The organism is Rhodococcus sp. P4_E4, from assembly GCF_056401575.1.
Map to the genome: position 1 here is coordinate 1 of NZ_JBFUJB010000027.1, position 14530 is coordinate 14530.

11 protein-coding genes and 1 pseudogene are annotated in these 14530 nt (G+C 62.8%); 9 read left to right on the forward strand and 3 right to left on the reverse strand.

Annotated features, from left to right (window positions below; translation table 11 throughout):
- The 9 genes and pseudogenes from AC1DVN_RS27080 to AC1DVN_RS27120 all read left to right on the forward strand — a co-directional run.
- Positions 1-171 (forward strand): annotated as a pseudogene (locus AC1DVN_RS27080) (aspartate aminotransferase family protein); the annotation flags it as partial.
- A 291-nt stretch (positions 172-462) separates the two neighbouring features.
- The gene (locus AC1DVN_RS27085; RefSeq protein WP_477847906.1) at positions 463-1902 is read left to right on the forward strand and encodes a uracil-xanthine permease family protein; all 1440 of its coding nucleotides are present in this window, start codon (positions 463-465) and stop codon (positions 1900-1902) included.
- Between the two features lie 89 nt (positions 1903-1991).
- Entirely contained in the window at positions 1992-2894 is a 903-nt protein-coding gene (locus AC1DVN_RS27090; protein ID WP_477847908.1) for an FAD binding domain-containing protein, read from the forward strand.
- Between the two features lie 2 nt (positions 2895-2896).
- A complete protein-coding gene (locus AC1DVN_RS27095) occupies positions 2897-3541 on the forward strand; it encodes a (2Fe-2S)-binding protein (protein WP_029256750.1) in 645 nt (214 codons plus the stop codon).
- A complete protein-coding gene (gene cutA, locus AC1DVN_RS27100) occupies positions 3538-6060 on the forward strand; it encodes an aerobic carbon-monoxide dehydrogenase large subunit (RefSeq protein ID WP_477994430.1) in 2523 nt (840 codons plus the stop codon). The genes AC1DVN_RS27095 and cutA overlap by 4 nt, the downstream gene beginning before the upstream one ends.
- On the forward strand, positions 6057-6728 hold the full coding sequence (locus AC1DVN_RS27105; protein ID WP_003946004.1) for an SRPBCC family protein: 672 nt from the start codon (positions 6057-6059) through the stop codon (positions 6726-6728). The genes cutA and AC1DVN_RS27105 overlap by 4 nt, the downstream gene beginning before the upstream one ends.
- A gap of 281 nt (positions 6729-7009) precedes the next feature.
- Entirely contained in the window at positions 7010-9109 is a 2100-nt protein-coding gene (locus tag AC1DVN_RS27110; protein ID WP_133727391.1) for a hydantoinase/oxoprolinase family protein, read from the forward strand.
- Complete coding sequence (locus AC1DVN_RS27115; protein ID WP_003946069.1) at positions 9109-11049, forward strand: hydantoinase B/oxoprolinase family protein; 1941 nt, start codon at positions 9109-9111, stop codon at positions 11047-11049. The genes AC1DVN_RS27110 and AC1DVN_RS27115 overlap by 1 nt, the downstream gene beginning before the upstream one ends.
- Positions 11050-11063: 14 nt before the next feature.
- Positions 11064-11897 (forward strand): NmrA family NAD(P)-binding protein, encoded by an 834-nt coding sequence (locus AC1DVN_RS27120; protein WP_020971400.1) that lies wholly within the window; start codon positions 11064-11066, stop codon positions 11895-11897.
- Positions 11898-11903: 6 nt separating this feature from the next.
- On the opposite strand, the gene AC1DVN_RS27125 is transcribed toward AC1DVN_RS27120, so the two are convergent.
- The 3 genes from AC1DVN_RS27125 to AC1DVN_RS27135 are packed head-to-tail and all read right to left on the reverse strand — an operon-like array spanning position 11904 to position 14528.
- Complete coding sequence (locus tag AC1DVN_RS27125; protein WP_446695325.1) at positions 11904-12914, reverse strand: YdcF family protein; 1011 nt, start codon at positions 12912-12914, stop codon at positions 11904-11906.
- 25 nt (positions 12915-12939) lie between these two features.
- Complete coding sequence (locus tag AC1DVN_RS27130; protein ID WP_092765882.1) at positions 12940-13746, reverse strand: ABC transporter ATP-binding protein; 807 nt, start codon at positions 13744-13746, stop codon at positions 12940-12942.
- Entirely contained in the window at positions 13746-14528 is a 783-nt protein-coding gene (locus AC1DVN_RS27135) for an ABC transporter permease (RefSeq protein WP_202022878.1), read from the reverse strand. The genes AC1DVN_RS27130 and AC1DVN_RS27135 overlap by 1 nt, the downstream gene beginning before the upstream one ends.
- Positions 14529-14530: the final 2 nt, after the last annotated feature.

Consider the following 14530-nt stretch of genomic DNA (forward strand, 5'->3'; position numbering starts at 1 on the left):
GTGCAGTTGGCTGATCCGGCGGAGGCTTTGCCGTTCGTGAAGACGTTGCGTGAGCACGGTATTTCGGGTCGCGCGGCGGGTCAGGGTGCGATGCAGATTTCGCCGACGTTCGTCATGACCGACGATCAGGTCGCGGAGATGGCAGCAGGAATCCTCGCAGCCCTCGGCTAGGTACCTCGTTTCCGTTGACAGACATCGTGTTACGGAATCATTAAGCCGAAGAAAATGTTTGGGCCCTTCGCGGAGCGGTCCTCATTTGGGTCGAAACTGTCTCCAGCACTGACGATGACCCCTGCCCGCGTCATCTGCCACCATTGTTGCCAATCTCGGTGAGTGGGTTCTGGCAGATTGTCATCACGTCCAAATCTGATTGCTGCATTAGCGTTTCACTCCAGACACGGTGTTTGTGAGCTGGGGCACAAAGCATTTCGAACACCTTCCTCCTTCGCGAAAGGTCTCGTCATGCCGATCTGGACGTTGCACGGAGACGGAAAGAACATCGGACCCGGTGAAGTGGTCGCTCCCGGCGAGCGACTCAGTTGGGGAAGAACCATCGGGTTGGGTGGCCAGCATGTCGTGTCGATGTTCGGCGCGACGTTCGTCTTCCCGATCATCATGGGTCTCAATCCCCAACTTGCCGTGATGATGTCGGGCTTTTGTACGCTCTTTTTCCTCCTGGTGGTCAAAGGACGCGTCCCCAGTTACCTCGGTACGTCGGCGGCCTTTGTCGGCGGCGTTGCCGCTATTCGTGCTCAGGGTGGAACGACGGCGGAAGTGACCGGTGCGATTCTGGTGTCGGGGTTGGTTCTGGGATTCGTCGGCATCGCCATCCACTTTCTCGGCGGTGGCGTCATCAGTAAAGCGCTACCGCCGGTGGTCACCGGCGCTGTGGTGATGCTGATCGGTTTCAACCTGGCGCCCGTTGTCGCGGGGTTGTACTGGCCGCAGGACCAATGGGTGGCGCTGATCGTGATGGTTGCCCTGATCGTGATGAGCGTTGCGCTACGCGGCTTCCTGGGACGTATCGCCATTCTCGTCGCGCTGGTTTTCGGCTACATCTTCTCGTGGGTCCTCGACCGGGTCTCCGGTCCGATCACGTCCGCCGGCGGTAGTGGAGCACCCACCGAGCACTTTCGTGTCAACTGGGATTCGGTGCACTCGGCGTCGTGGTTCGGGTTGCCGCCGTTCTCGGACGAAGCCAACGGAATCGTCGGTATCCACGCTCCCTCGTTCAGCCTCACGTTCATCGTTCTGGTCCTTCCCGGTGTCATCGCACTGGTCGCGGAAAACGCCGGTCACGTCAAGGCCGTCGCCGAGATCACGGGCGACGATCTCGACCCGTACATCGGACGCGCAATTGCCGGTGACGGTTTTGCCACCGCCATCGCCAGCGCAGTAGGCGGCTCTCCCACGACGACACACGCCGAGAACATCGGTGTCATGGCAGCCACTCGGGTGTACTCGACCGCCGCGTACGTGATCGCGGGTGTCATCGCGATCCTGCTTGGCTTCTCCCCCAAGTTCGGGGCGGTCATGGCGGCGACTCCCGGCGGCGTTCTCGGCGGAATTCTTGTGGTTCTGTTCGGCATGATCGGTCTGCTCGGCGCCAAGATCTGGAAAGAGAACGGTGTCGACTTCGGGAATCCGCTGAATCTGATGCCGATCGCCGCCGGTCTGATCATCGGTATCGGCGACACGGCTCTGAAGTTCAGTGACACGTTCTCACTCGGAGGCATCGCGCTCGGCACCATCGTCTTGATCGTGATGTACCACTTCTGCCAGTTCGTCGGGTCCAGGAACCCCGAACTGAACAGGCCGGAGCCCGGCAGGCGACCGGGCTCCATGACGGGTCCGGATACGTCAGATGACGAACGGGAAGAGCCCGTGGCGCAGCTCACGTGATGCCAAGTTGAATGTATGCCAGGTATGACCCGTGACCGTTGTCACATCTGCACAAAACGTGAAGTGACTCATAGAGGCAGGATTGAGTAATGAAACCGTCGCCGCTGACTTATCACCGACCGTCCTCGGTCGAGGACGCGTGCCGAATCCTCTCCGAGGTCTCTCACGAGGGGAAGGTGCTCGCCGGTGGGCAATCGCTTGTGCCGCTGCTGTCCATGCGCCTCGCCGCGCCCGCCCACATCGTCGACATCGGATCGATCCCGAACCTCGCTTCGGTGACCTCGTCCGAAGACGAAGGAGTGCGGTTCCAGGCCCTGGCCACGCACTCGGCGCTGGCGGCCGACGAAGGTGCTCGTCGAGTTCAGCCTCTACTGAACCGTGCTCTGCAGTTGGTAGCGCACCCCACGATCCGTAACCGCGGGACGAGCGTCGGTTCCATCGTCCATGCCGACCCGTCGGCGGAGATGCCGGCAGTCCTGACACTGCTCGGCGGCAGCGTGACCGTCCAGTCGGTGCGTGGCACCCGCGAGATCGCGTCGACGGATCTCTTTGCCGGTCCTCTCGAGTCGAGCCTGGAATCGGACGAGATCGCGGTGTCGGTGTCGGTGCCCGGCGCCGAACCCGGAGTGGGGACCGCCATCGACGAGATCGCGCGTCGTCACGGTGACTACGCATTGGTCGGCGTCGTCGCCCGGATTCGCGTGGTCGACGGTCTGGTGGCCGAAGCGCACATGACGTACGTGTCCGCCGGAGAGCTGGGGCAGGTCGTGGACTACACGGACGTGCTGGCGGGGGCGTCCGCGACGGATCAGCGAGACCCGCGATGGCGCACTCTCGGAGAATGCGCCCGCGCGCAGATAGATACCGAGGCAGACATTCACGGGACGGCGGCGTACCGCTCGCAGTTGGTGTCCGCGCTCACGGCGCGGGTCGGCTTCGCGGCGGCAACGGATGCTCTCAGTGAGAACGCAGTACTGGCAGGAAAGTGGTGACAATGTCCAAAAACGATCGCTCCATCGATGATCAACTTGCCGAGTTGGCAGCAGACACCGGTGAGCACCATGTGGCCGTGACGTTCACGCTCAACGAGGTGACGAGCACCGTCGTTCTTCCCTCCCGCACTTTGGCTTCGGATGCCATTCGTCACCACCTCCGTAAGACGGGCACGCACGTCGGTTGTGAACACGGCGTGTGTGGTGCGTGCACCGTGCTGCTCGACGGAAAGCCGGTTCGGTCCTGCCTCGTCCTCGCTGCCAGCCTCGAAGGTCGATCGATCACGACCGTCGAAGGCCTCGTCGAGCCGGACGGTACTTTGCATCCGGTTCAGCAGGCGTTCAAGGATTGTCACGGTCTGCAGTGCGGATTCTGCACTCCGGGATTCGTGACGACCATCGCGGCGTTTCTCGAGGAGAACCCCAATCCCACACGTGAGGAAGCAACCGACGCGATCGCGGGAAACCTTTGCCGTTGTACGGGATACCAGAACATCAGGGCGTCGGTTCTGCGCGCAGCCGAGATCAAGCGTGAACGGGCCGGGCAGTTCCCGCTCGGAATCGACGACGCGTCCACTCGGGAGGCGTTGGATCGCAAGGTGCGGGGAACAACGAATCCCGTCGGAGGACGGGCGGGTAAGGCATGAGTACTCCGATCAAACCAGCAAAGCGCAACGGGGCGAAGCACCCCGCTTCCGATCATTCGACGGCCGATCATTCGGTTGCCGACGACGGCAAGTTCTTCGGTAAACCGATTCCGCGCGAGGAAGATACGCGTCTGCTCAGTGGTCAGGGGCGATACCTCGACGATCTGGGCCACAACGCGCTGATCGCGGCATTCGTCAGGTCGCCGCACGCTCATGCGCGAATCATCGACATCGACATCGACCAGGCGCTGGAAGTGCCTGGTGTGCATGCCATCTACACCTACGAAGATCTCCTGGCCGACACGCCGGAAATGGCGGAGAACCTGCCACTGCTCATTCCGCATCCGGGAATCATCGCTCCGCGCAACGGGTATCCCCTCGCGAAGGACGAGGTGAAGCATGTCGGCGAAGCCATCGCCATGGTGGTCGCCGATAACCGGTACATCGCCGAGGACGCTTGCGCGAAGATCGACGTCACCTACGAGGCGCTGAAGCCTGTAGTGGGGATCGACGTCGCTCGCACCGCCGCCAACGCCGTCCACGCCGACGTTCCGGACAACGTCGCCGCTCACCTGCAGCACGGGTTCGGAGATCTGGATGCCGAACTGGCCGCCGCGCCGCACCGACTGACGCTGGATCTCGAAATCGAGCGTTCGGCTTCCATGCCGATGGAGGGCAAGGGTGTCTACGCGCGCTGGGACGGCGACGAGAACACCCTCACGTTCTGGACCTCCACCCAGACCTCCACGTCCGCCCGCGCCGCAATCGCCGCGCGATTGGGGATGGCGCTGAACAAGGTTCACTGCATCGCTCCTGACGTCGGCGGTGGATTCGGCGTCAAGATCGTTCACCCGTGGCCCGAAGAAGTGATGATCACGTGGGCCGCTCGACGCCTCGGCCAGGCCGGCATCTCCTGTGAGGTGAAGTGGGTCGAGGATCGCCGTGAGCACTTCATCTCGAGCGCGCACGAGCGTGGGCAGATCCAGAAGGTCGACATCGGATTCGACGACGAGGGTCGCCTGTTGGCGTTCGACTTCACGTTCTGGCACGACAACGGTGCCTACCTGCCGTACGGGATCATCGTCATGATCAACACCGCGACGCAGGTTCTCGGGCCGTACAAGCCGAAGTCGTTCCGGGTCAACGCCTATTCGCTGTACACCAACACGGTCATCGTGACCCCGTACCGCGGCGCCGGACGTCCGCAGGCAGTGTTCGCTATGGAGCGATCCATGGACGCCATCGCCAAGTACCTGAACAAGGACAAGATCGCGGTGCGGGAGGCGAACTTCATTCGCCCTGAGGACATGCCGTACGACTTCGGCCTGATGTTCCAGGACGGACGCCCGTTGATCTACGACACGGGCGACTACCAGGCAGGCATCGACAAGCTCAAGAAGCTCATCGACTGGGACGGATTTCCCGAGTACCAGAGGAAGGCTCGCGCCGAAGGGCGGTCGGTCGGAATCGGTATCGGTGCGTACGTCGAGGGAACCGGCCCGGGACCTTACGAGGGTGCCCACGTCGTGGTCGAGACGTCCGGAAAGGTCAAGGCGGCAACAGGCTTGACGACGCAAGGCCAAGGCCATCAGACCGCGTTCGCCCAGATCGTTGCGGACGATCTCGGAGTCAAGGTCTCCGACGTCGAGATCGTCACGGGTGATACCCGCCGGTTCGGTTATGCCGTAGGCACTTTCGCCTCGCGTGGGGCGGTCATGTCGGGTTCGGCCTTCCATGTCGCGGCGCAGATGGTCGCGGAGAAGGCGAAGAAAATCGCCTCCGGAATCTTGGATCTGCCGGAAACCGAACTGGAACTCCGGGAAGGCCACGTGTGCAAGATCGGCACCGAAGCCGGTGTGGAAGGTACGTCCGTACCGCTGAGTGTTGTTGCCGTGCTGTCGAACCCGCTACGATATGCGTTCGACCGTGAGTCGAAGCTGGCCACCGGTTTCGCCAAGACCGACACGGACATGTCGAAGCCGCCGATTCCCGAGGGTGAGCAGCCTGGTCTGGAAGCAACCGGCTACTACTCGCCGCCCAGTTCCACCTTCGCTTCGGGAGTGCACGCGGCGATCGTCGAAACCGATCCCGTGACAGCCGAGATCACGGTCCGTCGTTACGTCGTCATCCACGACTGCGGAAACGTGATCAACCCCCGCATCGTCGAAGGCCAGGTCATGGGCGCCGTCGCGCAAGGTATCGGCGGCGCACTCTACGAGCGGATCGTCTACGACGAGCACGGGCAGATGCTCAACGCGTCGTACATGGACTTCTTGATGCCGTTCGTCACCGAGATGCCGGATTCGCTCGAGATGGATCACACCGTCACGCCGTCAGGGCTCAACCCACTCGGAATGAAGGGTGCCGGTGAGGCCGGTGTGATCCCCACCAGCGCCGTCATCGCGGCCGCCATCGAGGACGCCGAAGGAATCTCGATCACGTCCATGCCCATTTCACCGTCCGAACTGTTCGAACTTCGACTCGCACATGCGGGTTCGTCATCAGAGGAGAATGCATGAGAATCGCCGGCACCGCGCAGCTGACGGCACCTCGCGAAGAGGTCTACGACAAGCTCCAGGACGGTCGTGTACTGGCCGCGACCATTCCCGGTGTGCAGTCGCTCGAGCAGCTCACGGACAATCACTACAAGCTCTCCATCATGGCCGGAGTTGCGTCGATCAAGGGCGTCTACGACGGCGAGGTTGTTCTGTCGCAACAGAATCGGCCCAATTCGTTTGTCATGACGGCTTCGGGGGCTGGTGCTCCCGGCACGGTGAAGGCGGACGTCACGGTCACCTTGACGGAGAACGAGGGTGGCACGCTGCTTTCGTATGACGCCGATGCCGTGGTCGGCGGGATGGTCGGCGGCGTCGGGCAGCGCATGATCACCGGTGTAGCCAAGAAGATGGCCGGGGTGTTCTTCAAGAGCATCGACGGCGTCATTGCCAACGGCATCCCCGAGAAGGTCACTGCCGCCGTGGCGGCGGCAATACCGGCAGTGGCGGTCGAAGGCGCGCCGGTCGTTTCCGGAGCTGTCGCGGCACCGGCGGTTCTTCCGGCCGCTGCACCGACAGCGGGCGGCACAGATGCTCGCACGGTGATGGTCAGCGCCGTCGTCGGCGCAGCCATTGCTTTGTCAGGTGTTGCTATAGGCGGATTCCTGGCGCGTTCTGGTTGTCGCGAGTAGTTCACTCAGGTGTCAACAGCTGATTCACGATGAGGGAAACGCCCCGAACCGACCAGGTTCGGGGCGTTTTTCACGTCCGCGTAACCCATGGAGGCGCCGGCGAAGATCCGCTCGTGATCGTGCGCCGAACCTTGGTCCCCCGATTCGGCGAATTGTGACAAAGAATCCGCCCTTCCGAACCTGTGGAATAGCACTACACGTCAGGTACGAGCCACTCACCGGCTAGGCCACAACCGTCGATCGGTACCAGACGAGACGAGCCAAAGATCTCAGGAGGAAGCGTGGAACCCAGGAAGATTCGGGTCGGTATCGATACCGGCGGAACGTTCACCGACATCGTGGCAGTGGACGACGAAACCGGCGCCATCGTCACCACCAAGACCCCGTCCACCCCGGCGGACCCCGCCGAGGGCTTTCTCGCCGGTATCGAGAAGGTGCTCGCCAAGCTCGGCGAGAGCGGCGACTCGATCGGTGCGGTCAGCCACGGCACGACCGTTGCGACCAACAAGCTGCTCGAAGGCAAGGTCGAGAACCTCGGCTTCATCACCACCGAAGGCTACGAGCACGTTCTCGAAATCGCTCGTCAGTCGGTGCCGGACGGCTACGGCAACTCGTACTTCTGGGTCAAGCCCGAACGCATCGTTCCCGCCGATCGTGTACGCACCGTCGGTGGACGGCTTTCCTTCGACGGCAGCGAGATTCGTCCGCTCGACGAAGAGAGCGTCCGCAGCGCAGCGCAGTTCTTCAAGGACCGCGGCATCCGGACCATCGGCGTCTGCCTCATGCACTCGTACGCCGATCCGACGCACGAGGAGCGCGTTCGCGACATCCTCTTCGAAGTCTTCCCCGATGCGACGGTGAGCATCTCGAGCCAGGTGCTTCGTGAGTACCGCGAATACGAGCGGTCCATCACCACTCTCGTCGACGCCGCGGTCAAGCCGAACATCCGCAACTACGTGAACAACATCGCGAATCGTCTGCGTGAGTTCTCGACCACCGACGGCGAACCCCGCGACATCCCGTTCTACGTCATGAAGTCCAACGGCGGTGTCCTGTCGGCCAAAGAGGTTGTTCACCAGCCTATTACGACAGTTCTGTCGGGACCGGCTGCCGGGGCTCTCGGTGCTGCGCTGATCGCCGATGCGGCCGGCGTCGAGCAGGTGTTGACCTGTGACGGCGGCGGAACATCGACGGACGTCACCGTCGTGGTTCGCGGCGAGCCCGCGCTGACCACCGAAGGGCGAGTAGGCAACTACCCCTCGAAGATCCCGATGATCGACGTCGTGACCGTCGGCGCCGGCGGTGGCTCGATCGCGTGGATGACGCCGGAACGCACCCTCCGGGTCGGCCCTCAGTCGGCCGGCGCCGATCCCGGACCGTTGTGCTACGGCAAGGGCGGCAGCGAACCGACCATCACCGACGCGCACGTCCTGCTCGGACGCATCCCACCACATCTGCTCGGCGGCGAAATTCCCCTCGACACAGAACTGGCACGCAAGGGCCTCGAAGAGCTTGCAACACAGCTCAGTCTGGGCTTCGAGGAGTGTGCGGTCGGCGTCCTCGAGGTTTCGGCGTGGAACCAGGCCAATGCCCTGCGTCAGATCACGGTCAAGCGTGGCCTCGACGTTCGCGACTTCACCCTCGTGACGTTCGGCGGCTCCGGCTCCCTGCTCGCCTGCCGTCTCGTCGACATCCTGGGTCTGAAAGACGTTCTTGTCCCGCTCAATCCGGGTAACGTCTCCGCGTTCGGTCTGCTGACGGTCGATGTCCGCAACGACTACGTCCAGACGCATGTCAGTCGTCACGACCGGTTGAAGGCTGAAGACCTGCAGAGCCAGTTCGACGCGCTGGCCGGCGAAGCCGAGATCGCGCTTGCCGAAGAAGGATTCGACGAGACGCAGCGCAAGTACTCCCGTACTGCGGATCTGCGTTACCTCGGTCAGGCCTTCGAGGTACGCGTCCCGGTGGCGGAAGGTACCGTCACGGCGCAGATCATGGACGACGCGGCCGAGGCGTTCCATCAGGCGCACCGCGAACTGTACGGCTACGACTTCCGGGGAGACCCGTCGCAGCACGTGGAATGGGTCAACCTGCGCGTGAGCGGCATCGGCCCGATCAAGCGTCCGACGCTCAAGGAGATCCCCGCCGGCACCGGCGCCGACAACGCCCGAACCGGTTCGCGGCAATCGTATTTCGACAGCTGGGTCGAAACTGCTACCTACGACCGCACGCTGCTCGGTGCGGGTGACGTCATCGAAGGACCGGCCGTGATCGAGGAGTTCAGCTCGACTGTCCCGATCCACCCCGGATTCTCGGCACGTATCGACACCTTCGGGAACATTCGTATCTCGAAGTCTTCCGACTCGAACGGAGTGAAGTGATGACCGCCATTCTCGATGCTGCTGCTGCCACCGCGGCCAAGCCGTACCGACTCACCGCTACCGACGGCGCGTCACCTGATCCGATCCTGGTCGAGATCGTCGCCGGTTACCTCGCCAGCGTGGAAATGGAAGTCGAGACCTCCATTTCGCGCACCTCGCGTTCGCCGATGATCCGTGACGCTCACGATTTCCGCGCCGGTATTCACGACCGGAACCTCCGCAAGCTCACGGGCCGTTCGTATTCCGCCCTGGTTCATCCGATCGCCCGGGACTTCCCACTCGAGACGATGAAGCCGGGAGACGTGTACTTCCACAACGACGTCTACCTGTCCGAAGGTGGCATCGGCCATCTCCCCGACCTCTGCGTCACGGTGCCTGTCTTCGCCCGCGTCACTCCCGATGCCGAGCCGAAGGTTGTTGCGTTCGTTCAGGCATTCGGTCACCACGACGACATCGGCGGTTGCTGCCCCGGCTCCATGCCGTCCGGCGCCACCACGGTGTACGAAGAGGGTTTGATGGTTCCGCCGATCAAACTGTGGGACCAGGGAGTTCCCAACGAGGCGGCGCTGCGCATCATGACGCGTAACTCCCGCATGCCGGACGCTCTCGCAGCTGACCTCGACGCCGAGTGCTCGGCGTGCCTGATGGGTGCGCGTCGACTCACCGAATTGTTCGAGCGCTACGGCGTCGACACCGTCGAGTCGTGCTTCGACGCGATGATGGACGCGACCACCGAGACGTACCGCCGCGAGATCCTCAGCAAGATCCCGGTCGGTGAGTACACGTGGGAGGACTACGCCGAGCACGACGGCGTCGACGAGCCGATGCTCCACATCCAGCGGATCACGCTCACGAAGACGCGGCCGGAGGACGAGGGCGGCGAGCGACTCATCCTGGACTTCAACGGAACCGGACCGCAGGCAAAGGGCCCGATCAACCACTGCGGTGACTACGCGGACGGAAACTTCCTCATCAAGTGGTTGGCCCCGATTCTGCGTAACCTCGCGGACACCCCCGAGCGCATGGCCGAACTGGATGTCAACGAGGGCGTCGTACCGCTGATCGAGATGAAGTTCCCCGAAAAGGGAACATTGATCACCCCGATCTTCCCTGCCCCCACCAACGCTCGCACCTTTGTCATCCTCCGTCTGCTCGGAGTGCTGGCCGGCGTCGTCGCCAAGGCTGTGGACGGCAACATGCCCGCCGACCAGGAGACCATCAGGTACACCGGTGTTTACGGTGAAGACTTCGAGGGTCACTCGTACCTCATGCGTGAGGTGCTCGGCGGCGGTTCGGGCGGACGTTACTACGCCGACGGTGAGGACACGATTCACGTCGTTCCCGACTCACGGAACCTGCCGACCGAATTCACCGAGAGCCGTTTCCCCTTCATCGTCGAGAAGCTGGGTCTGGCCATGGATTCCGGCGGAGCCGGACGCTACCGCGGCGGCCTGGGATACGAGAAGCACATCCGGATGCTCAAGGATGCGCACTTCATGTCCATCGCGGACCGTTCGATCCTCGCCTGCTGGGGAGTCAAGGGCGGCAAGGCCGGTCGGCCGTTCTCCGTCGTCCTGGATCCGGGTGGACCGAACGAGCGTGAGTTCGACGCACTGACCGATGCCGAGCCGATCAAGGCCGGCGAGGTCGTACGAATTCGTACCACCGGTGGCGGCGGTTGGGGAGATCCACTGGAGCGCCCGATCGAAGAGGTCTTGCGAGACATTCAGTGGCGCAAGGTTTCCGTCGAGGGTGCACGCGACGACTACGGTGTTGTCGTGATCGAGGGTGACGAGCCGTCGGTCGACGAGGCTGCTACCACGGAGCTACGGGATCAGTTGCGCTCGGAGCGCGGTGAGAACGAACCCTTCTTCGATCGGGGTCCGGGCTACGCGCAGCTTTCCGGTGGCGCCACCTCAGCGGTCTACGACTACGTCTAGGACGGAAAACTCTCATGGAGAACGGAATTGCTCGCGGCGCCGACATCGCGGTGATCGGCGCCGCGGGTAAGACCGGTGAGGCAGTCGTCGCTGCACTGCCGCCGAGCGTGACAGCTCGGCGACTGGTGCGAAAGGCGCGCGTCGACGGGGACTTCGAGGTAGAACTCGAAACGGGAAGAGGGCTGCGCAAGGCCCTCGCCGGGTGCCGAGGGGTGTACTTCATTGCTCCGAACGTCCATCCCGACGAGCCGGCACTGCTTCGCAATGCGCTGACGGCAGCGGCTTCGGCGGGGGTGGAACACTTTGTCTATCACTCCGTGGCGTGGCCGTTCAGCCCGTCAATGCCGCATCACCTGGACAAAGCCAGGTGTGAGGACGAACTGCATCGTTCTCCCTTGAAATGGACTGTGCTGCAACCATGTGCGTACGCGCAGAATTTCGAAGCGGTACTCACGGGTCGGTCAGAGACCATCGTCGTGCCGTACAGCGCGGACACGAGGTTTTCGTTCGTGAGTCTGGCGGACGTGGCAGCTGTTGCCGCGGTCGTCCTGAGCGAGGGCCCGGGCGAGCATCACGGAGCGACGTACGAGGTGGGGGGTCCGCAAGCTCTGAGCGTCATGGAGGTGGCACAGATGGTGGAGAAGCAGACGTCACGTACCGTCGCGATAGAACAGATCAGCGTGGATCAATGGCGTGAACAGATCGGCAGCGGCCTGGACGTCAACGCCAGCTCACGATTGGCGGCGATGTTCGAGTTCTACAACCACCACGACTTCCTTGCGGGCAGTGCTGCCGTGGAACTGCTTCTGGGTCGCCGACCGATGGGCGTCGAGAGCCTGATTCGGTGAGGCTTGCTACGCAATGCCTCCTGCCGCCCAGACAACCAGTGGGGGCAGGGCGGCGAGGATCAGGCAGACCGTTCCGTTGAGCCACTTGTGTTCCACCGTGACGGCGGCGAACTCGCGCAGAATAGCGCTCGGCAGGTAGTACCGGGCGGTGTGGGAACCGATGACTTCTGCGTCCAGATCGAGGCTTCGGGCAAAAGTTGCGGTTCGGAGTATGTGGAAGTTGCTGGTGACCAGAACCATTCGAGGCTTCGTGGTGTCGGCGCGGAGAAGGTCCCTGGTGTACTCGAGATTCTCGAGCGTGGTGGTCGAACGGTCCTCTAGCATCACGTTCTCGCGCGGGATCCCGTGATCGACGAGGTAGACGCACATTGCCTCAGCCTCGCTGACCACCTCGTCCGATCCCTTCCCGCCGCTGACGACCAACAGCGGTGAACGTCCTTCGCGGACCTCGGCGCGGAAGATGTCCGCGGCCTTGTCCAGACGGCTGGCCAGCAGGGGCGTCACGTCGGCACCCGAAAGCCCGGCGCCGTGCACCACTATCGCGTCCATCCCGGGCTGGTACTTCTGGCGTCCGTACACGTAGGAGTAGAGCAGAAAGCTCGTGAACAGAAACCCCAGGTACGACGCGACCAGGCTGAACGATCCGAGAACGACTGCGAGCCAATATCTCTGCGTCAGCAACGCTGATGCGAGCAGAACGTAGGGAACGAGCAGTGCGAGTCCGGCGACGAGGGAGAGCAGGTTCGCCACGCTGAATCCCTCGCGCCGCAGTATCGTGACCCCGTTGACGATCAGGAATCCTGCAAGCAGGAGCACCAGCAACGGCGAGAGCAGAGCGATCGTCGCGATGACGAACGACGGGATCTCGGTCCCCGGTGCACCCGACTGCAGCATCCACAGACCGGTGAAGATCACTCCGAGAAGTAGATAGACGCCGTTGCTCAGCCTCCGCCGATCCTGCCTGAACCGGTAGCCGCAGAATCCGAGCAGCGCGAGGCCGATGAGGAGAAGGATCACGGAGCCAGACTAGGCGAGGTGCCCACTACACGGGCGCCACCGTTTTGGACTGCTGGATTGCGGACAGCACCCTGGTACGGCACTCGATGAACAGTGGGTCCGCCTTGGTGGTCAGTTGATCTCGAGCTCCGGTCAACGGGACGTCGACGATGTCCTGCATCAATGCCGGCGTTCCGCCGAGTACGACCACTCGATCGGACAGGTACACCGATTCGTCGACGTCGTGGGTGACCAGGAGGACGGTGATACCAAGATCACGTTGAAGCGTCAGCAGCAGGTCTTCGAGTTCCGCGCGGGTCTGCGCATCGACCGACGCGAAGGGTTCGTCCATGAGGAGTACCTGCGGCCGATAGGCGAGAGCGCGAGCTATCGCTACTCTCTGCTGCATTCCGCCGGACAACTGCCAGGGGTAGGAACGCGCAGCACCGCCTAGACCGACAACGGCGAGTGCATCGGTAACCCTCTCGTTCTGAACCTTCCGCGCCAGACTGTTGCCCCGCAGCGGCAGGCGAACGTTCTCGCCCACTCGAAGCCACGGCATCAGTGTGCGTCCGTAGTCCTGTGACACGAGAGCCAGAGTGGCCGGCGGTGCATCGATCGCGATCCCGGCGATGCGGACGTCACCGGTGGTTGGCTTCTGCAGACCGGCGATGCAACGAATCAGCGTGCTTTTGCCGATGCCGGAATGGCCGACGATGCAGACGATTTCTCCCGGTGCGACCGTAAGGTCGATCCCGCGGAGCACTTCGCGGCCGGTGGGGCCGCCGTAGGTCACCCCGAGGCCGCTCAGTTCGACTGCGGGTATCGATGCCGCAGATTCTGTGGATGACATCAGTTTCCTTTCACTGCGAGAGCGTCGTGGGTCCGCGGCTGCCATCTGAGCAACCATCGTTCGATCACGCCGTATCCGAGGTTGAGCACGTATCCGATGATTCCCAGCAGGAGAATTCCGGACCACATGTCCGCGATGGCGAATGTCTGTTGCGCGACGATCACGAAGTGACCGATTCCTGCAGTGGAGACATACATTTCGCTGCCGACCATGATGACGACACCGATCGCGAGACTGGTACGGATACCGACTGTTATCTGCGGCATCGCTCCGGGGAGGAGTACCTGCGTCACCAGGAGGGGTGTACGGATCCGGTAGCTGCGCGCCACCAATCGGATACTCGGGTCGATGGAGCGAATGCCGTCGAGGGTGTTGAGGAGTATCGGCCAGACCGCGCCGAAGGCGATGGCGGCAACGTTACCCGTCGAACCGGTTCCGAAAACGATGAAGAGGGCGGGCAATACGGCCAGCGCCGGAATGGCGCGGAAGAACTGGAGAAACGGATCGGCAATATCGGCAGCCAGCGGGAACAGGGCCAGCAGGAGACCGGCGCCGATGCCGACCACCAGTGCCACGGCGAGACCGAAGGCAAGGTTGGTCAAGCTCGGTACGACGTCGTGGGCGAATCCCGGACCGAACCAGTTGTCCACAAACGCTTTCCAGATACGCGACAGTGGCGGGAAGTAGGGTGACTTGCTCGACTCCGAACCGAAGTACCATACGACGACGATCAAGATCGGCAGCCACAACTCCCACGCGAGGAGTCGAAGTCCTGACATCATCT

Excerpts from the sequence above, each read along its gene's own strand:
- AC1DVN_RS27130 (WP_092765882.1), bottom strand. The coding sequence starts at position 13,746 with ATGTCATCCACAGAATCTGCGGCATCGATACCCGCAGTCGAACTGAGC.
- AC1DVN_RS27105 (WP_003946004.1), top strand. The coding sequence starts at position 6,057 with ATGAGAATCGCCGGCACCGCGCAGCTGACGGCACCTCGCGAAGAGGTC.
- AC1DVN_RS27135 (WP_202022878.1), bottom strand. The coding sequence starts at position 14,528 with ATGATGTCAGGACTTCGACTCCTCGCGTGGGAGTTGTGGCTGCCGATC.
- AC1DVN_RS27120 (WP_020971400.1), top strand. The coding sequence starts at position 11,064 with ATGGAGAACGGAATTGCTCGCGGCGCCGACATCGCGGTGATCGGCGCC.
- AC1DVN_RS27090 (WP_477847908.1), top strand. The coding sequence starts at position 1,992 with ATGAAACCGTCGCCGCTGACTTATCACCGACCGTCCTCGGTCGAGGAC.
- cutA (WP_477994430.1), top strand. The coding sequence starts at position 3,538 with ATGAGTACTCCGATCAAACCAGCAAAGCGCAACGGGGCGAAGCACCCC.
- AC1DVN_RS27115 (WP_003946069.1), top strand. The coding sequence starts at position 9,109 with ATGACCGCCATTCTCGATGCTGCTGCTGCCACCGCGGCCAAGCCGTAC.
- AC1DVN_RS27095 (WP_029256750.1), top strand. The coding sequence starts at position 2,897 with ATGTCCAAAAACGATCGCTCCATCGATGATCAACTTGCCGAGTTGGCA.
- AC1DVN_RS27085 (WP_477847906.1), top strand. The coding sequence starts at position 463 with ATGCCGATCTGGACGTTGCACGGAGACGGAAAGAACATCGGACCCGGT.